Below are 18,972 nucleotides of genomic sequence, written 5' to 3'. Positions count from 1 at the left end.
GCATGTATTAGGCACGCCGCCAGCGTTCGTCCTGAGCCAGGATCAAACTCTCCAAGAAAGTTGATTAGCTCATTTGTTACGTTGGCTTAGCTTTTATTAAAAGCTAAAAAATTTGTTTGTTGACGTTCTTGTTTGTTTAGTTTTCAAAGAACAAATTCACCGTGTCACCCAAAAGCGACTTTATTAATTTATCACAGCCACTCAATAAAGTCAACAACTTTTTTCAAGTTATTTATTTTACGTCAGCAGCGACGTTTATTAATATACCAACATATTATTTAAAAGTCAACAAAATATATTAAATTCGTTTCTTACTTTTTTAAAAGTGTTATTTATCCTTTCTTCCTGCTCTTATTATCCCTTCTCATGTACTTTAAACATTCATTTGGTGAGGCTACTCTCTTAAATAGGGTAAATAAAATCTTATACCGCTCTTCCATTGCGCGCTTTACTATATGGTCAATACGATGATCTTTTAAATCAAATAATATTTCATCCATCTCACGCTTTATCAGGTATTCCATTTCTTTTACTTCTTTTTCATTAATGAGAAGCCCAAACATTCAATCACCCTTTATATGAAATATGTAGTTATAGTAGTCTTTTCCAAATTAGTGAAATTTATAATTATTTTTCTTAATCATATTCATTTAAAAATACGCATAGGTATGAGACAAGGATAGCAATGGACGAGGTGGTAGATATGAATAACTTTTTTGTGTTAAATGGCAGATTTGTAAAACAAATGCTTTTAGTAGTAATTGCTGCATTTTTTACTGCGTTGTTTTTATTCATGGGGAATCTCTCTTTATCTCCAGTCTTTTCAACAAAGGACGGTCCTAAAGCCGTCTATCGCGGGGAAAAGGATATCGCTCTTACCTTTAATATTGGCTGGGGCGATGAAAAAGCAGAACCAATTTTAGACGCACTAAAAAAAGAAAATGTAAAAGCTGCAACCTTTTTTTTAGCTGGTTCATGGGCTGAGCGGCACCCGGATATTGTCAGCCGGATTGTCAAGGAAGGGTACGAAATTGGAATTCTTGGTTATGCCTATGAAGATTATACCGAATTAGAAGATGTGAAAATCGGCAAAGATATCTCGAAAGCAAAGGAAGCCTTCAGAAAGTTAAATATTAAAGACATCAAGCTTCTCCGGGCTCCTACTGGACATTTTGATCAACGCTCCTTAAAGATAGCTGAACGATATGGATACACGATGGTTCATTGGAGTGTAGATTCTAAGGATTGGACCAATCCTGGAGTAAAGCAAATTCAAGAAAATGTTAGTAAGGCCGATAAAGGTGATATCATTCTTCTCCATGCCTCTGATTCAGCTAAACAGACTGCCAATGCTTTACCTGGTATTCTCCAGGAATTGCAGGGTAAAGGCTTGAAACTGGTTACCGTTTCACAACTAATAGCAAATGGAGTCGTCGAGTCAAAGGAAATCAGATAGTTAAAAAAAGACCGTCCATTTAACTTTAATGGACGGTCTTTTTGCTTATTTTTTTAGGGGACTTTGTTATCTTATTTGTAGAAGATTGCCTGCTTTGTCTTTGTTGCTGTGATTGCATATTTAGTTTATGAAGAATTAATATTTGATAAGCATTACAAGCTAGTAAGGAAAACAGCATGAGATAAATCCAGCTTGACTCATTTACACGTAACACTGGGAACCATTCTATAACCGTTACCACAATCATAAAAAAGAGGGCTGGAATAAATGCTTCACGATTTGTTTGTTTTGCTTTATACCATGCAATCACCAATGCGGGGATTAACAACAATACTGCCAGCCCGATATAAGGGTATAGGCTGTCCCCTGATTTTGCAAAGGTCTCATAGCGTAAATACACAAGGTCAAATAACACAAATAGAGTTAATACTGCTTGAACTCCATTCCAAAGTGATACGGATTTAAAGATGCCTAAGCCAAAGCGGTGAACAGTTAGATAGGCAAAAAAGCCCATTTGACTAACAACACTATAAAGAAAACCCCATAATAAAAACCAAAAAAGGGCGGATAATATATTAATGATACGAAATTCGGTAAAATAATGTACATACTCATTCCAATTGATAATAAACCCAACAATTGCTGATGTAATTCCGCCAATTAATAGCGTAGTCATAAACAGCCTAACCCAAATACGACTCGTCACACAATTATCCTCCAATAACAAAAAATAAATACCATAATGATTGTACCAATCCAATTATAAAAAATCCATCTTTTCAATATCTGTACGCATAATCTAAGGCTCTTTTCTTCATCCTAAAAATTAAGGACTATTATGTGAAAGGAGCTTTCTATATGAAAGTAAAAAAGCTGATACTCCCCTTGCTAATCACTATGCTTCTGTCTAGTTGTGCCTCTCCTGAAGCTAGCGGTGGAGAACAAATAGATTATGAAGAAACAAAAAAAATGGTTGTTGATATACTTAAAACAGATGATGGCAAGAAAGCACTACAAGAGGTTATGGCAGATGATAAGATGAAAGAAACGCTGGTAATGGACCAAAAAGTGGTGTCTGATACCATTCAACAAACCCTGACCTCTGAAGCTGCGACAGAAATTTGGAAAAAAACTTTTAGTGATGCCAAATTCGCCGAGGGCGTTGCAAAAAACATGAGGACCGAGAATGAACAGCTTTTGAAGGATTTAATGAAGGACCCTGAGTATAGAGCTATGATGATTGAGGTTTTCCAAGAACCTGAAATTCAAAAGGAAATGGCCGATGCGTTAAAAAGTAAAGAATATCGAGAACATCTTCAAACTGTCATTTCTGAAACACTTGAAAGCCCTCTTTATAAAGTAAAAATACAGGAGTTACTCTTAAAGGCGGCGGAAGAAAAACAGCAAGCTGAAGAGAAAAAGTAGTCTTAGGTTAAAATAAATGCCTCCTCCAACTTTTTGGAAGAGGCATTTATCTTTTACTTTTTCAAACGACTTGTCATTTTTTCAGCAATTTCTAAATAAATTTTTCCTAATTTATGATCTTCTTGATAGATTGACGGTGCAAAATCATCATCATTCCAATCAGGCTGATTCAGCGGCAGGCGTCCAAGGACTTCTGTGTTCAGGTCCTCAGCTAGTTTATCTCCGCCGCCTTTACCAAATACATATTCTTTTTCACCTGTTAGCTTACTTTCAAAGTACGCCATATTTTCAATAACACCTAGAATTTCATGATCGGTGCGTAATGCCATAGCACCTGCACGTGCTGCTACAAACGCTGCAGTTGGATGTGGTGTTGTTACGATTACTTCCTTACAAGCCGGAAGCATCGTATGAACATCTAATGCAACATCTCCCGTTCCAGGAGGTAAATCTAATAGCAAATACTCGATCTCTCCCCATTCGACCTCATTAAAGAAGCTATTTAGCATTTTTCCTAACATCGGACCGCGCCAAATAATCGGGGAATTATCTTCTACAAAGAAGCCCATGGAAATGACTTTTACTCCAAAGCGCTCAACTGGCAGTATTTTTTCGCCTCTTACGACTGGTCTTTTCGTAATTCCCATCATATCCGGAACACTAAAGCCGTAAATATCTGCATCAATTAAGCCAACTTTTTTGCCTAGTCGTGCGAGAGCCACCGCAAGGTTAACAGATACGGTCGATTTACCTACTCCACCCTTACCACTTGCAATTGCAATAAATGTTGTTTTATTAGAAGATAGTAATCCCTTGTCCTCAGATTCACTCGCAGCCGAACGATGTTCCGCTAATACAGCTTCTGGCAGTTCACTAAAACGGATCCCCACCGTTTGGGCACCAGCTTCTTTTAGTAAATTGACCACTTGTGTTTGAAGCTGTAATTGTTCAGCGGTGCCGGTTTTAGCAATCTGCAATTTCACGCTCACATGGCTTTTCTCTTCTTTAATTTTAATTTCTTCAATAGCGTTTAATTCAGCTAAAGTTTTATGTAAAAACGGTTCTTTTAAGCTGCCTAGTACTTCACGTACTTTTACTTCGGTTAACATGTAAACAAACACCTCACCTAATGAATTCGTTTCCAGTTTTCAGTATACCATATTCTTTTCTAGAAACAGTTAAATGAATCACATCCATTACTATTCCAAAAAAAAGAAGGTGATTAAACACCTTTACTCATCTTCTATCTTTAATTCCTTTTCATTGGTAAAATAACGAAGCACACCTTGATAGATGGATGCTGCTATCTTCTCCTGATAAGCTTCCTTTTTTAATTGCTCTCTTTCATTTGGATTTGAAAGGAATCCTACTTCTACCAACACCCCAGGCTTTTTAGCATGCTTTAAAATATAAACAGAATTAATTGGCTTTGCTTTTCTTGTTGTATTTTCTAAATTCACGATCAGCTCATCTTGAATAAATTTTGCGGCTTTGACATTTTCTTTAAAATGTGGCGCATAAAAGGTTTGGGCTCCACTCCATCTTGATGATGGAATCGCGTTTAAATGAATACTGACAAAGAAATCATTATCGGAGTTGTTTATCATTTTTAAACGCTTTTTTAGATCTTCCACTTTTCTTCTACTGTATCCTTTTGTATCCTCATCAGCTAAATCTTTATCTGTTTCACGGGTCATGACCACTAAGGCACCCTGTTCCTGCAAATAGTCTCTGACTTTTAATGAAATATCCAAGGCAATGTCTTTTTCTAATGCTTTGGAATTCCCTGCTCCACCATCTGGACCGCCATGTCCTGGGTCAAGTAATATGATTTTTCCGGAAAGTGGAAGACTCCAAGAATCGCCCCATGTATTTTCCTTTACAAAATCATATTGTAAAATCAGAAATAAAAGAAGTAAGCCAACAGAAAAACCAATGACCTTTAATTTTTTCTTTGACACCAAAATCATTCCTTCCCGCTCGTCCCTATTCACTTAACTATATGGGACAAGGGACTTGTTTAGAACAGGAAGAAATGTGAAGAACCAGGATATCTAATCCTGGCTCGTGATCAAGCTATTTCATTAATGTAATCTCAGCTTGCGGCGTCTTTGAGCTTTTTCATATCCTTCTTTCCACCAAGCATCGATATAACCCTCGCAGGAATAATAAAGCGTTTCGCTCATGGTTCCTTCTTCCCCATTACCCCAATAAAGAAGAAAATTGTAGAGTGTATCAATTAAATGCTTCTCTTCTCTAGAACAACGTTTTCGTACATCATCTATATTTTCACCATAATAACCAAATTTGCTAAATTTAGCCCCTAATAAGTAGGCTTCTAATGCTACATCATAACAGGCCTCTTCAATACCTGTATTCATAATAAAACTTGATGCAACTCTGGATGAGCCAAAATACTGCTGCACCCGTTCTTTTAACGTTTTAACTGACAAGTCCTTTAGAACGGACCGCTCGTATTTTATTTGTTTATCGCGACGCTTTTCTTTAAAGGTAGTAATTACTGTCACTCGCTTTTCACCTCTTAGGACTATTCTTCATCCCTTAGGCATAAGTAATTCAAATTCAAAGGCGTTTTCGATTGCCAATTTTTATCGTATTGGATTTTCCTTATTCCAGATTATCGAAAACGTACTTCCTCTGCTGCTGCTTTCGGTTAAAATTAAATCTCCATTAAGGGCGTTTGCAAGCATTTTACTGAAAGGCAACCCTAAGCCAAGGCCTCTCGCCTTTAATTTCTTCTTTTCTCCTCGGAAAAACCTTTCAAATACATATGCCTGTTCTGCTTCAGGAATTCCTGAACCCGTATCTTTTATGTCAATGCCACTCTCTGAGAGCATGACTATTATTGAACCCTGACCATCAAGCGACTGATATGAGTTGTTTAACAGGTTGATCATAATTTGCTGTAACCGCAATGGATCGATGTTCCGATACAGGGTTTCATTAGGTACAACTACTTGATAATCAATACGTTTAGGCTTTGTAAGACCCCATTGACGGACAATGTTCTGAACAAGCTCATTCATATTGCAATTTTCCATTCTGATTGAAAAAGCCCCAGCAGCTAATGAATTAAAATCTAATAAATCCGCAATCATCGTTTGGAGCCTTGTGACTTCCTTTAGGGTTATATCAAGAAATTCTTGCCGTTCCTCCCCAGTAACAACCCCATCACGCACCGCTTGAACAAGCCCACTTATAGAGGTTACAGGTGTTTTGAGATCATGAGTGACACCAGCTAATAATTCAGCTCGAAGTTTTTCTAGCTGTATTAGGCGATTCGTCATCTGAGCAAAGGAACTGACGAGTTCAAATATTTCCTGTTCGGTTGAATCTGTATTCAAGTTGAGGTCATAATTCCCCTCTTTAATTTGCGCTGCCGCATGGGCAACGTCTTGAATAGGTCTAAGTATCTTTTTTGAGAGCAGGTAGATCACAAGCCACCCTAATAATCCTAAACCACCTAATAAAATAAATAATAGCCGGTATTCTTGATTAACCTCTGACAATTCATCCGCACTTTGCATTAGTACAACCCAGCCAATTTGTTTGTTATTTTCCAAAATAGGAGATTTGACAGAATACATAATACCAATATCTTCTACTTCCAGCCTTTGTATAGTTTCTTTGTTCTCGAAAACTTCGCTTGGAATATCAATATTGTTTTGATTCCGTGGTCCCATTCTTCCAGGGTTCATATGGCGCGGTCTTGAAAAAATTGCTTCCCCACTTAAGTCTGTGATAAATAGCTCTGGTTCTTTTTCTAATTGAAGGACTCTAGCCCTTTCTTCTAGCATACGATTAAAAAAAGGGTCAACTTCCATCATTCCATTTGTTTGAGTCACTCGATTTGCTGTTTCAACTGCTAAATATTCCATTAAGTTTAAACGATTCTCTAAAGTGGTTTTTTGAATCCACCATAAAGATCCTGCTCCTAATAAGATTAGTCCAATTATAAGTGTAGCAAGGTATCTTGTTGTCCAGTACTTAAGCAATGTCGTCCTTTTTTTATTTTTCGTAAACACAGAATTGATACCCCAATCCGCGATGAGTTCGGATTTCACCTTGCGAGTCCGGCCACTCACTCAATGCTTGCCGTATCCGTTTAATCGCTAAATCCACCGCACGATCACTGCCTTCATAATCCATACCCCAGACACTTTCGATTAGGTCGTCTCTTGTAAATGTTCTATTCGGCCTCTCCGCCAAATAGATAAGCAAATTAAGATCTTTCGGGGTTAAGATAACCTCTTCACCATTAATGGTTACGATATGAGCATCTAGATTTATTTTTAAGCTACCAAACTGCTTACTATTATCGCTATCAAGGACATTGGCTGAGCGCCTTAGTACAGCATGAACACGAGCAATAACTTCTTCACCGACAAAGGGCTTCGTTATATAATCGTCTGCCCCCTGATTTAGTCCTTTTAATCGGTAATCAATATCCCCTAGTGCTGTCAGCATAATCACTGGACAAGCACTTACATTTCTAATATCCTCTAGGATACTCCAGCCGTCTTTCCCAGGCAGCATAACGTCAAGTAATACAAGATTTGGGGAATTCTCATGAAATAAACGTAATGCTTCATCCCGGTCATAAGCTTGTACGACATTATAGCCCACATGCTGTAAGTACACAGCTAATACTCTTGAGATTGTCTTTTCATCTTCCACAACCAAAATGGTTTTCATTACATGAACAACCTCCAATCTCTTTAACTTTACTAGAAAATCCTCGGGTGGAATATACCGAGGATTTGACTAGTATAGTTTAAACTCCCGTGCCGCTGCTAGCAGCCGTGCCACTCACTCCCTGTTGTACTTCACCGCCGTTATGCATACCGCCGCCATGTCCACCACCTCTATGCCCAGAGCCATCCATTCCTTTACCAAACATACCGAATGACCCATTACCGAGTAGTTCTTCTAACTTCGCTGCATCCTTTTCTTTTATTTCACTCATTATGTCTTGTGTTGATTTATCTGTAGTAGAGATTCCAAGGTCCTTTGCTAATTTCGCTATTTTTTGTTCTCTCACTTCTTCAGCAATTTGTTGAATCGTTTTACCGTCGATAGTAATATTATATTCCTTTGCGTCTGCTTTTACTTTGGCCTTATAAACCTCTTGGGCAATTTCCTTAATTTCTTTTCCTTCGACACTTATACCCAATTCTTTAGCCTCTTTATTAACCGTTGCTGCATAGACTTCCTGTGTTAGTGTGGTTAGATCTTTACCATCAGTAGTAATGCCTAACTCTTCTGCTTTCTTATTCAGTTCAGCTTGTCTGATATCCTGCTTTAATGTTTCTGCATCTTTATCATCCGTTGTTACTCCTAGCTCTTTCGCTTCTTTCTGAAGTTCAGCCAAGCGGATCTCCTGACGCAGAGTCTGTACATCCTTTCCATCTGCCTCGACATCAAATGATTTAGCTTCTTCCTGTAAATTTGCTAATTGTACTGCCTGTGCAAGAGTATCAATATCCTTATCAGTTGCCTTAATACCTAAATCCTTCGCTTCCTGCTTAATGAGTGCTTCTTGGATTTCCTGCATTAACGTTTCGGCGTCCTTGCCGCTCGTATCAATCCCTAAATCCTTCGCTTGTGCCAGTAGTTCCTCGGAATCCATACCCTTATGTCCAAAACCCATCATGCCCTTAAAGCCCTTCATAAAATTTTCAACCTTTGTACCTGTGCTGCTCGTTGTGTCATCATTTGCAAATGTCGTGGTCGCATAACCTCCCAGTAATAAAACACCTGCAACCGTTAACCCTAATACCGACTTTTTCATTTATATTACCTCCTGAATTTATAAAAATTATTACGCTCTTGTACATGCTGAACCTTGTACTATTACTTTAACGCCCAAATAAGTCAGGATAATGTCAAAAAGAACTATTTTTCTTAAAATACAAAAAGATCCCCCAACCAAAAATGGTCGGGGGTTCTTTAATAATTTTAACGCTTTAAGAACTGTGGGAATCGAATAGAAACTTTAAAACTGTATTTTTTTCCGTGTTTTGGAAGGGTAAAACCTGTAAAACCATAAATTAATGTCAGCAATGGTGAAAATAAGCAAAATAATGCAAACGGAAAGTAATCAGCTACAGGCACTCCGAGAACTGAAGCCAGAAACACACCACAGACACTCCATGGGACGAGAGGATTGACGACCGTTCCGGCATCTTCGAGCACCCTTGAAAGATGCTTCGGTTCTAAGCCAGCTTTTTTGAAATGTTCTTTAAAAGCATTTCCTGGTAACAGGATTGATAAATATTGCTCCCCAATAATAAAATTAACAGCTACCGCAAGTCCGGCAGTTGTACTAATTAAAAAGGAAACACGGGTTAATACAACTTGTAGAAGCGATATAAGCGCCGGAATAATGCCCAGTCTGAAGAGAAGTCCTCCCATGCTCAGTGCCAGCAAAATTACTGATATGCTGAACATCATACTCTCCATTCCGCCCCTTGTCAGCATTGAATCGACTTCTTGGACTCCACTTGCAGATTTATAACCGGAATAGAGTAAATCAAACAATCCTTTGCTGTCTATTCCTCCTTTCATCCAAACAGAAATTAAAAGAGCGGAAATAATGCCAGCCGAAAGCGTCGCGATCGCAGGTACTTTTTTGGCAGCCAGGATAGTTAGGATAATAAAGGGTAGAAGTGAGTACCAGTGTACAAGGTTTAGATTTATTAATTCCTCTTTAAGGATTCCCATTTGTTTAATGTTTTGTTCTGTTTCCGTTGGAGAAATCGCTAGATAAACAATTAGCGAAAAAATAAAGGCTGGGATTGTGGTCCACAACATATTTTTTATATGGTCAAATAAATCTACACCTGCAATGCTCGCAGCAAGGTTTGTCGTATCAGATAAAGGCGACATTTTATCCCCGAAGAACGCTCCAGAAACGACTGCCCCCGCAGTAATTACTGGGGAAATGCCCAGTGCGGTACTTGCTCCAACAAAGGCTACTCCTAATGTTGCAGCTGTTGTTAAGGAACTTCCTATACTTACACCGATAATAGAAGTTACAACAAAAACAATAGCATAGTAAAATTTCCCCGAGACTAACTCGACAGCTATATAAATAAACGTCGGAATTGTACCGCTCGCCATCCAGCTGCTGATTAGCATCCCAATAAAAAAGAAAATCATGACCGAGGCTATTCCGGATTTAGCTCCATCTGCCATTGCTCCTTCAAGTTCCATAAAATTCACTTTCTTAACAGCACCATATACAAGCAACAGGGCGATCCCTGCGATTATTCCAATTTGTGGAACTACTTTAATGCCGATAATTAGATAACCGACAATCCCCATTAAAAGTACAGTAATAAATGCCGCTTCGACTGGTCGAATTGCCAGAACCTTTTGTTGTTGCTCCATAAAAATCTCCCCCTAAGAAGTAAAAAATAAAAGCAAAAAAGCCCCTTCGACTTTAGGGACGAAGGGACTCCGCGGTACCACCCTAGTTGGCAGGAATTACTCCCCGCCCTCTTAAAAAAATATGCCCGTTCAAGGCAGCTGTATTTCAAATTTATCATCGCCCGGATTTCCACCTTCCATCCGGTCTCTTTTTGCTGCTAATGATAATTCTACTAAAACTGCAGGCACTTATTTACTTTCGCACTAAAACGCTTTTAAGCACTAAAGTATTATATTTAAATAATAATATACATTGCTTTATTCTCTCTGTCTACAAAAATTTTTCATGTTACAACTATCTACTAATTAAACGCGCTATATACATAAAAAGACCCCCAATCAAATTGATCGAGAATCTTTGAAATTAGAGTACCTCTAGCCTCAAGAACCTTTCTTACCGAAAATGGAGAAAATCCACTCCCACTTATCTTTAGGTTTTTGAATCGCATGCTCTAAACGTTTATTAAATTCATTTTGTGAAAGCCACTCTTTTTTCATTTCTTCCCGAATATTTTGTAATTCTTTTTGTAAGTATTCGCTCTTTTGTTTTTCCTGTTCCAGCAATGTTTCGTAATGGATCTTTTCTTGTTCAGATAACTTTTCTATCCTAGTTTGCGTTTTTTGTGCTGAATTTGAAATGTTAGAACTTAAATCGTGATGATCCTGCTTTAGCCTCGAAACGGTTGTTTTAAGGTCTGTCATATCGTTTATCACTTGGACATTCATATCACGTGTGGCAGCAAGCTCATTGGCTAAATAGGATAATATTTCTTTTAAGTGATTGGGGTCTTGGGGTAAATTCTCATATGTATCGGCAACCGCTATCTCTGTTTCACTAAATCCTTCTAATCTCTCTTTTTGTTGCCGGGCAATTTCTTTGGCCGTATCGTCCAGGGGCTTGTCCGTATCGCGTAACGCTATAAGCGCTTCAATGTCGGATTGAACAAAAATACGACGATCTCCTTCTTTTAAAAACACATAGCCATTCCGCTCTAGGATTTGGCCATACTTCCGAACAGTAGGTGTTGCAATCCCGGCTTCCTCAGCCACTTCCTTGGAAGAGAAAGAGCGTTCAAACGGTTGAATATCACTTCGCATATCTGACCACCTTTTTTATCATAAATATGAATGATTATTGATGAATCTGCAAGTGCCATATCACCTAGCGATACAAATAAAGAGACGATATGCCCCTTTCTTAACCATTTTTCAGAAATGAAACTATTTTGTGTCCAATACAATCTTTATAAATATCACCCTGAGCCTTGACTGTACCGGGTGGCGTTATACTCTAACTAAATTTAATCTAAAAGGCATATCGGCCGGCGATACGATAGGACATAATGAACTAATTAACTTCTTTCCGAAGAATTACAATCAAAAAGACTCTTCTTTTGATTGAGGTTCTTATATAAAAGATATGCTCTAAAGCAGTATCCTCCTAACCATATTGCCCAGCGATACGATAGACTAAAAAGAACTGATAAGAACTGATAAGCTCTCTCCAGAGAAGCTCTAATAAAAGTGGCTCTTCTTTTTGCTTGAAGTTCTCAACCAGAGTAAAATGGTCTTTGCAGTTCACCCTGAGGCTTAGTCATATCGCGTGACGCTATAATCTCATTAATCGTGATCTAATATATTTTTATAGGTGATTCAGCAAAAACTGCCGATTATTTCCTCGAAAATACAATCTTCGACTAGATTCTTGATTTTTCTACTTTAATCAAACATAGATTATATTTTCTGCGTCTTTGTTATAATAAGGTTCCACTCAACCATTGCTTCGTCCTCCTTCACCACCATACTATACCCGCTAATTTCCCCGATAACCATCGATATAACAATACCTAAAGTGACATTTTTGTCATGTTAGAGTGGAATTAATTAAACATCCATCCAATCATTCGCTGCTACCTTTAATTTGAAACAAAATTTTTTTATTATTTATCATTAATTTTAGATACTTGTCCATTCCAATTTTCTCTTACTATCATATTTTAAAATAAGTATGTGAAAGATTTTCTGGATCCTATGATTATTATTTTAGACTTAAATAGTGAAACAAAAGGGGAGTGTAAGGAATGGCAGATAATACATTCAATGCAGAGACTGGAATTCATGATTTAAACGCATCAGAAGGTGATCATAAGCAAGAACTTTCTGAACTTGAGGCACTTACGACTCGTATTAATGAGCTAGTGGCTAACATGTTAAAACGAGAAATTTATTTAAAAGACGAATTGGCAACTAAAAAAGAAGATATTTCTTCAATTACCGCAAGCCTTGAAAACAGTAATAAAGAAATAGCAGAACTTCAAAATCAAATAGCCGAAATGAGAGCTATCAATGAAAAAAATCAATCATTGATTGGGGGATTAAGCAGTCTAGTAGCTGAGCAAGAGATGCAGTTACAAAATCTAAGAGAAGTAATTGGCACCAAGGAGCAAATAATTACTTCATTTGCTGTAAGTTTAGAAAACAGCAAAAAGGAAATTGTAGAACTTCATAAACAAGTAGAAGAAATGAAAGCAACCATTGAAAATCAAGAAACATTGCTTGGAGAGTACAAAGAAAGACTTGATTTGTTAATCGGGGAATTATCACTATTAACCAACCAAAAAAGTGAATCACAAGCTGAAGAAGGTTCGGAGCTGCAAGCAGAGACGAACACTACAGAAGAAAATTCGGTGCTGCAAGCAGAGCCGGAAGCTAAAGAAGAAAGTTCGGTGCTGAAAGCAGATACGAACGCTAAAGAAGATAATAAGATGCAAAAAACAGACCGCAAAGCTCAAAAGAAAAAGCTTAAAAAATTTCTGAAACAGAACCCAAATGCTAATGAAAAGATTTTAGCGGAACTACTAGGGGTAGACAGTTCATATATAATTGCACTTCGAAAAGAATTTGATATTTGAATGATTGATTAAAGGGGCTTCTAAAGCCCTTTTTATTTTATTCCCGATCAACCCCTCACTCAGGTTTTGTTATGTCACTTCATGGCCGTCCGGTTTCCGTAAATTATCATATTTCTACAAAAATATTTCCCTAAAAATACAAACTTCGACTTGTTCAGCGATTTTTCTACTTAAATCCATTTGATTAAATTTGCTACAAAAAGAGACCTCCTAAAAAGAAGGTCCCTGCACACCTATTAATATAATAAATACTTCTCACGAACCTTGTTAAATTGATCTAAACCAGTCTGCCATGCTGCTTTCATTTCTACAACACTTTTGCCTGCTTCAATATCAGCGCGGATGGAGCCATTGCCGACAAGGTTATCAAAGAAGGAGATTCCTGCTGCACTCGGTGCTCTAAATTGGAAATCGTTTGGATACATATCATGGATTGTTTTTACAATATATAATCCAGTTTCAAACGGCTTATAGGCATTTCTGTCTGTAACATGAATTTGAATTCCGTGGCTTAAAACATTCGCATGCTTCGAGAAGGTAGGTATAAATGAAGCCGCTCGGAATGTGACACCAGGTAATTTGTATGAGTTTAACTTGGAAGCCAGGTTGTCGCTATTTATGAACGGTGCACCAATCAATTCAAATGGTTTTGTTGTTCCTCGACCCTCTGAAACATTGGTGCCTTCAATGAGGGCAGCCCCCGGGTAGACAACCGCAGTTTCTAATGTTGGCATGTTTGGTGACGGAAGGACCCATTCTAATGGCGTTTCATCGTAATACATGTTCCGCTTCCAGCCTTCCATTTCTACCACAGTTAAATCTGCTCCAATTTCAAATTCGCTATTGAAAAGCTTCGCTAACTCCCCAACTGTCATCCCGTGGCGAACAGGAATCGGATACTCACCGATGAATGAAGAGTACTTATCCTCGAGCACAGGTCCTTCAACTTTTGTCCCACTGATTGGATTTGGACGGTCAAGTACGATAATGGGAATATTGTTCTCTTTTGCGGCTTCCATCGCTAGTGCCATGGTGTAAATATACGTGTAAAAACGTGTACCCACATCTTGGATATCAAATAACAATACATCGACATTGCTGAGCATTTCAGGTGTTGGCTTTTTTGTTTTTCCATATAAGCTGTAAACAGGAAGCCCTGTTTTTTCATCGGTATATTGTTCAACATACGCACCTGCTTGTGCACTTCCACGAACACCATGCTCAGGACCGTAAAGAGCAGTCAGGTTCACATCGGGATTATTAAAGAGTAAATCTACGATACTCGTAACGTTCTGATCCACTCCTGTTGGATTGGTGATCAAACCTACGCGTTTATCTTTAATCAAATCAATTTCATCCTGCAACAAAACCTCAACACCCAAACGGAATTTTTTATTCTTTTTCTCCTTATCGTTCTTGGCCATTGCTGCAGAAACAGTAGAAAGTAATAGAACGAGAACCAATAAACCTGTAAGCCACTTTTTCAAAAGTATTCCTCCTCCTTATCTATTCCCTGCCTAATATCCTAACCCGTGGTCAAATCCATATAAAACACTGCCATCATGGTTGTAAATTGTTACTGGCAGTTTTCCAGTTGGATTATTTTTACCAAAAATGGTGTTTGCAGCCGCTTCAAAGCTTGCTGGCTTGAAACCATATTGAACCAGGTAGGCATCTACATTTGTATAGGACATAATGTCATATGGATTCCTAGCCCCAACCGCAATGACAGGTACACCGGTCTCGATGAGTTGTCTTGTCATCACCATTTGGCTGGCGTTTTGTGCTCTGCCACTAACACTAGAAGTGTAGGTACCTGCAATGATATATTTCGCGCCTTGTACTTGTGCTAACTGCGCTTCTGTAAGTTTATCAGAGGCATTGATATAAATGGCACCAGGATGATGCTTTTTAATCTCATCTGCAAGCAAATTAATCGAGAATCCAGAACCTCCAACTACGACAATCTTATCTTCAGGAGAAACAGAAAGCGGGAGAACTGAATCATTTTTTATAAGAGTGATGGACTTTTCTGCTGCTTCTTTTTCAACTGCTTTATGTTCAGCTGAACCTACTACTCTAAGTGCATTCGCTACCTTTTCGTCGAGGCTCTTTTCCACTTCAGCCTTAACGACTCCTCTATTTAACTTCAGTGTTAAGATTCTCTCAACTGATTGCTCTAGTCTATCTTCCGAAATATCCTCTGAAGCAACAGCATCATAAATGCCATTAGCTACAGCTTCTATTCCAACCGGCATTAAGAGGATGTCTGCACCAGCTTTAACCGCACGAATTGCTGCATCAACAGGACCAAAATGATCTGCTATCGCACCCATATTCATGGCATCCGTTACGATAACCCCTTTAAAGCCCATTTCTTCGCGCATTAGACCAGTTAATATCTTGTGGGATAGTGTACCTGGAACAGAGACTTCTGTTCCATCCTTTTTAGAAATAGCTTTTGTATCATCAATTTTCGGGAACGTCACATGTGCTGACATTATCGCATCAATTCCTGCATCCATTGCCTGTTGGAAAGGATATAATTCTACATCTTTCAGACGATCAATATCATGAGGTACCGATGGAAGTCCTACATGGGAATCAACTGCAGTATCTCCATGACCTGGAAAATGCTTAGCTGTTGCCGCAGTACCAGTTTCATGGAGCCCTTTAATATAGGCATTTCCTAGGTCAGCTACTAACTCAGGATTCTCACTAAAAGATCGAACACCTATTACCGGATTATCTGGATTATTGTTTACATCCAAGACTGGCCCAAAATTCATATTGATACCAAGTGCATTAAGCTCTTCCCCGATTGCTTTACCAACCTTTTCAGCTGTTTCTTCTGACCGCGTTGCACCAAGAGCCATATTTCCTGGCATGTCAGTACCAGTCTGCAGACGTGTGACAATTCCGCCTTCTTGGTCAATTGAAATTAACAGTCCGTACTTTTCCGCAGCATCTTGATAGGCACTGACTAACTTTGTTGTTTGGTCCGCAGTCACCGTATTTTCACGGAACAAAATCACACCGCCAAGATGATAATCTTTTACAAGCTTGGCAATCTCATTATTCATTACGGTTACATTTTGACCCTTCCAGGTTCTGAAATCAGGCATTAGCATTTGTCCGACTTTTTCTTCCATTGTCATATGCTTAATTGCTTTGCCAATCAGGTCATAACGCGCACCTTTTTCCCTTTCAACATTGATTATGTCTTGATTTCCCTTAAATTGAATTGAAATTCTATCGTTATAGCTGCCATCCGTGACAGATATAAAGGTATTACCATTGTGACCGGTTAACGTTACTTCTCCATCTTTAGAGACAGACGCAACATTCTTATTGGAAGACTTCCATTTTAAATTTTCAGAAGCCATCATAAAACGGCCATCCTTATAAACATGAAGTGCGTTCAAATCAAGCTTGTTGTCCGTTACTTCCCGTGTAACTTGTGGAACATTGAGGTCTATCACTAAATCTTCAATTCCCGAAGCAGCTACAACCCCTGTCAATGGAATTCCTGTTAACAAAAGCGCAAATGCTAGAAACGAGGTGAATAAAGTCTTTACTAATTTTCGCATGTTTCTCCTCCTCAAGTTATTCTTTATTTAATAATCCCTTAGTTCCCATTCATTTTTTGAAAAAGAAAGTACATCTCCTGATTCCAATTTTGGATTCTGAATATACCAACCGCGGGAATTTGTAGATCCATCCGTTTGATAGACAAATCGCAATTTCGTCGCATCACCTGGTATGGACAATTCTTTCTTTTCCCAGCCATTACTTGTGCCTGTTAATGAGGCAATTTGCTGCCAACTGCCATCTCTAAAGATCTCAACAGACCCACTATCCCAGACATTCTCAATCATATGCCAAGTGGAGAATGTAAGCTTAGTATCCTTAGTTGTATGAAGATCGGCTTCCATAACTCGATTGAGCTTGTCGCCGTATCCAGCAAACCAAGCGTCACTCTTTCCAGGGATTGAGACTGGAATTGAATCCGCTACATTTCTAGCAAATAAACGACGGGTTTGGTTCATTGACCCCATATTTCTTGACGGATGGACACGATTGGTCAGTAAAATCGCAACAGTTTTATTGTTCGGGCTTACTACAATTGAAGTACCTGTATACCCCGTATGACCAAAAGAGTATGTACCTTCTGATAAAGCATCCATATACCAGCCCTGGCCCAGCTCCCATCCTAGTCCATGGTCATTCCCAGGGAATGCGGCGTTCTGATTTTGCAACAGTAATTGTACGGTTTCAGGCTTCAAAATCTTTATGCTGCCATACTTGCCATCATTAATAAAAATATGGGCAAGTTTAGCTAAGTCAATTGCGGTTGAGAATACACCCGCATGTCCTGCCACCCCGTCTAATGACCAGGCATTCTCATCATGAACTTCTCCCCAAACAAGACCGCGGTTAGGTATGGCCTGGTATTCAGTTGCGGCAATGCGGTGTTTCAATGAAGCTGGAGGATTATACATGGTATCCTTCATTCCTAATGGATCTGTGATGTGCTCCCGGACGAATTCATCCTGGCGCTGACCTGACCAGTGCTCAACTAACATTCCTAACGTAATCATGTTTAAATCGCTGTATTCGTATGTTGTACCAGGTGCATTTTTCAAGGATTGGTTTAATACCAGCTTTAGCCTATCTTCTCTTGAACTTCCCTGTGAATATAATGGTATCCAAGCAGTGAAACCAGATGTATGGGTAAGCAATTGACGAATCGTTACGTTTTCTTTCCCGTTTGCAGCAAATTCAGGAATATGTTTTGCTACTGGATCATCCAGATTAAATAGCCCTTTTTCAAAAAGAATCATCACGGCTGTAGCGGTAAAAATCTTACTAATAGAGGCTAAATCAAAAATTGTATCGTTCTTCATAGCAATAGGATCTTTCATTTCTGTGAACTTATCATCGGTGTATTGAGCGGAATAACCATATGCGTCATGTTTTACAATTTTTCCAGCTCTCGCGACAAATGTCACAGCACCTGGCATTAATTTTTGTGAAATGGCTTGGTTCATAATTTGATCGATTTGTTGGAGTGGAGTTTCCACCATGCCAGCTCCTCTTGCTGAACTTGGATGAAGTACGCTTGAAACAGGAATAACAGTTGAATTCCATGTAAAGGCAGGGTGTGGTTTCTTAGAAGGAATGGTGAGTTTTTCTTTTTCTTCAATGGTTTGATCATTTGAAAGTTCATTATTGGCAAAAACAGTGGATGTTCCTAACAGCATCGTACAAACGGCAGTTATCATAAATGTTTTTCTTTTCATATGCCCTCCTTGAATAAATGGTCGGGATAACCCTATGTATACCGAAATACTGGTAACGCTTACAGCATATAGTAAAAGCATATCGGTATAGTGCACAGTCGTCCATACCACATAAGTCACATAACAGACGGTTTTACAGGACATAAGGATTACGTCGTTAGCATTATTTTTTAAAATGTGGAGTGAAATACTGAAATTTCATTTCAGTTTACATCAGATTAAGGATAATTCTCTAAAAAGATAACCGTTTCAATCCCGTAAAGCAAGTCGTGGCAAACTGAACAGGACAAATTTCCCTACCGCTTCTTGATATTTGTCTTTCATCCTGTCCCTTAAGGACAAAACTTCCTACCGCTTCTTGAGATTTGTCTTTCATCCTGCCTCTTAAGGACAAATCTGCCTATTGCTTCTTGAGTTTTGTCTT

The 18,972-nt window shown here is 38.6% G+C and carries 16 protein-coding genes; 3 read left to right on the top strand and 13 right to left on the bottom strand.

The window, feature by feature from the left end; genetic code table 11:
- Nucleotides 1-332: 332 nt before the first annotated feature.
- The gene (locus tag F4694_RS30605) at nucleotides 333-563 is read right to left on the bottom strand and encodes a hypothetical protein (RefSeq protein ID WP_179603666.1); all 231 of its coding nucleotides are present in this window, start codon (nucleotides 561-563) and stop codon (nucleotides 333-335) included.
- Between the two features lie 140 nt (nucleotides 564-703).
- On the opposite strand from F4694_RS30605, the gene pdaB reads away from it, so the two are divergent.
- The gene (gene pdaB, locus F4694_RS30600) at nucleotides 704-1,456 is read left to right on the top strand and encodes a polysaccharide deacetylase family sporulation protein PdaB (protein WP_179603665.1); all 753 of its coding nucleotides are present in this window, start codon (nucleotides 704-706) and stop codon (nucleotides 1,454-1,456) included.
- Nucleotides 1,457-1,481: 25 nt separating this feature from the next.
- Here the strand turns inward: pdaB and F4694_RS30595 are convergent, their stop codons facing one another.
- Nucleotides 1,482-2,162, bottom strand: a complete 681-nt coding sequence (locus tag F4694_RS30595; RefSeq protein ID WP_179603664.1) for a KinB-signaling pathway activation protein — start codon at nucleotides 2,160-2,162, stop codon at nucleotides 1,482-1,484.
- Nucleotides 2,163-2,314: 152 nt separating this feature from the next.
- On the opposite strand from F4694_RS30595, the gene gerD reads away from it, so the two are divergent.
- A complete protein-coding gene (gene gerD / locus F4694_RS30590) occupies nucleotides 2,315-2,881 on the top strand; it encodes a spore germination lipoprotein GerD (RefSeq protein ID WP_179603663.1) in 567 nt (188 codons plus the stop codon).
- A gap of 53 nt (nucleotides 2,882-2,934) precedes the next feature.
- On the opposite strand, the gene F4694_RS30585 is transcribed toward gerD, so the two are convergent.
- The 8 genes from F4694_RS30585 to F4694_RS30550 all read right to left on the bottom strand — a co-directional run bounded on the left by F4694_RS30585 (nucleotide 2,935) and on the right by F4694_RS30550 (nucleotide 11,431).
- Nucleotides 2,935-3,990 (bottom strand): Mrp/NBP35 family ATP-binding protein, encoded by a 1,056-nt coding sequence (locus tag F4694_RS30585; RefSeq protein WP_179603662.1) that lies wholly within the window; start codon nucleotides 3,988-3,990, stop codon nucleotides 2,935-2,937.
- A 123-nt stretch (nucleotides 3,991-4,113) separates the two neighbouring features.
- Nucleotides 4,114-4,842 carry an N-acetylmuramoyl-L-alanine amidase CwlD gene (cwlD, locus tag F4694_RS30580; protein WP_306077317.1) on the bottom strand — a complete coding sequence of 243 codons (729 nt, stop codon included), beginning with the start codon at nucleotides 4,840-4,842 and terminating at the stop codon, nucleotides 4,114-4,116.
- A gap of 123 nt (nucleotides 4,843-4,965) precedes the next feature.
- Nucleotides 4,966-5,409, bottom strand: a complete 444-nt coding sequence (locus F4694_RS30575; protein ID WP_179603660.1) for a YbaK family protein — start codon at nucleotides 5,407-5,409, stop codon at nucleotides 4,966-4,968.
- 81 nt (nucleotides 5,410-5,490) lie between these two features.
- The gene (locus F4694_RS30570; protein ID WP_308806943.1) at nucleotides 5,491-6,966 is read right to left on the bottom strand and encodes a sensor histidine kinase; all 1,476 of its coding nucleotides are present in this window, start codon (nucleotides 6,964-6,966) and stop codon (nucleotides 5,491-5,493) included.
- Nucleotides 6,911-7,597, bottom strand: a complete 687-nt coding sequence (locus F4694_RS30565) for a response regulator transcription factor (RefSeq protein ID WP_179603658.1) — start codon at nucleotides 7,595-7,597, stop codon at nucleotides 6,911-6,913. Before F4694_RS30565 ends, F4694_RS30570 begins: the two co-directional genes overlap by 56 nt.
- A gap of 79 nt (nucleotides 7,598-7,676) precedes the next feature.
- Nucleotides 7,677-8,693: a hypothetical protein gene (locus tag F4694_RS30560; protein WP_179603657.1), complete on the bottom strand. Its 1,017-nt coding sequence runs from the start codon at nucleotides 8,691-8,693 to the stop codon at nucleotides 7,677-7,679.
- A 167-nt stretch (nucleotides 8,694-8,860) separates the two neighbouring features.
- Entirely contained in the window at nucleotides 8,861-10,294 is a 1,434-nt protein-coding gene (gene nhaC / locus F4694_RS30555) for a Na+/H+ antiporter NhaC (RefSeq protein ID WP_179603656.1), read from the bottom strand.
- Between the two features lie 420 nt (nucleotides 10,295-10,714).
- Entirely contained in the window at nucleotides 10,715-11,431 is a 717-nt protein-coding gene (locus F4694_RS30550) for a hypothetical protein (RefSeq protein WP_179603655.1), read from the bottom strand.
- Between the two features lie 983 nt (nucleotides 11,432-12,414).
- Between F4694_RS30550 and F4694_RS30545 the strand changes: the two genes are divergently transcribed.
- Complete coding sequence (locus F4694_RS30545; protein WP_179603654.1) at nucleotides 12,415-13,245, top strand: coiled-coil domain-containing protein; 831 nt, start codon at nucleotides 12,415-12,417, stop codon at nucleotides 13,243-13,245.
- 236 nt (nucleotides 13,246-13,481) lie between these two features.
- On the opposite strand, the gene F4694_RS30540 is transcribed toward F4694_RS30545, so the two are convergent.
- From F4694_RS30540 to F4694_RS30530, 3 genes are read right to left on the bottom strand one after another with little or no spacing between them, the layout of a single operon-like run.
- Nucleotides 13,482-14,732 (bottom strand): exo-beta-N-acetylmuramidase NamZ family protein, encoded by a 1,251-nt coding sequence (locus F4694_RS30540; protein ID WP_179603653.1) that lies wholly within the window; start codon nucleotides 14,730-14,732, stop codon nucleotides 13,482-13,484.
- A gap of 30 nt (nucleotides 14,733-14,762) precedes the next feature.
- Nucleotides 14,763-16,835: a glycoside hydrolase family 3 protein gene (locus F4694_RS30535; RefSeq protein WP_179603652.1), complete on the bottom strand. Its 2,073-nt coding sequence runs from the start codon at nucleotides 16,833-16,835 to the stop codon at nucleotides 14,763-14,765.
- A 27-nt stretch (nucleotides 16,836-16,862) separates the two neighbouring features.
- Entirely contained in the window at nucleotides 16,863-18,548 is a 1,686-nt protein-coding gene (locus tag F4694_RS30530) for a serine hydrolase domain-containing protein (protein ID WP_179603651.1), read from the bottom strand.
- Nucleotides 18,549-18,972 lie beyond the last annotated feature (424 nt).

This window comes from Neobacillus driksii (assembly GCF_013409995.1).
GTDB lineage: Bacteria > Bacillota > Bacilli > Bacillales > Cytobacillaceae > Neobacillus > Neobacillus driksii.
Note: the sequence above shows the minus strand (reverse complement) of the source record. Positions and strands in the feature narration are given on the sequence as shown.

What these genes read in the sequence shown, in the direction of transcription:
- F4694_RS30560 (WP_179603657.1), bottom strand. Translation starts at nt 8,693, where the DNA reads ATGAAAAAGTCGGTATTAGGGTTAACGGTTGCAGGTGTTTTATTACTG.
- F4694_RS30550 (WP_179603655.1), bottom strand. Translation starts at nt 11,431, where the DNA reads ATGCGAAGTGATATTCAACCGTTTGAACGCTCTTTCTCTTCCAAGGAA.
- gerD (WP_179603663.1), top strand. Translation starts at nt 2,315, where the DNA reads ATGAAAGTAAAAAAGCTGATACTCCCCTTGCTAATCACTATGCTTCTG.
- pdaB (WP_179603665.1), top strand. Translation starts at nt 704, where the DNA reads ATGAATAACTTTTTTGTGTTAAATGGCAGATTTGTAAAACAAATGCTT.
- nhaC (WP_179603656.1), bottom strand. Translation starts at nt 10,294, where the DNA reads ATGGAGCAACAACAAAAGGTTCTGGCAATTCGACCAGTCGAAGCGGCA.
- F4694_RS30605 (WP_179603666.1), bottom strand. Translation starts at nt 563, where the DNA reads ATGTTTGGGCTTCTCATTAATGAAAAAGAAGTAAAAGAAATGGAATAC.
- F4694_RS30535 (WP_179603652.1), bottom strand. Translation starts at nt 16,835, where the DNA reads ATGCGAAAATTAGTAAAGACTTTATTCACCTCGTTTCTAGCATTTGCG.
- F4694_RS30585 (WP_179603662.1), bottom strand. Translation starts at nt 3,990, where the DNA reads ATGTTAACCGAAGTAAAAGTACGTGAAGTACTAGGCAGCTTAAAAGAA.
- F4694_RS30565 (WP_179603658.1), bottom strand. Translation starts at nt 7,597, where the DNA reads ATGAAAACCATTTTGGTTGTGGAAGATGAAAAGACAATCTCAAGAGTA.
- F4694_RS30545 (WP_179603654.1), top strand. Translation starts at nt 12,415, where the DNA reads ATGGCAGATAATACATTCAATGCAGAGACTGGAATTCATGATTTAAAC.
- F4694_RS30530 (WP_179603651.1), bottom strand. Translation starts at nt 18,548, where the DNA reads ATGAAAAGAAAAACATTTATGATAACTGCCGTTTGTACGATGCTGTTA.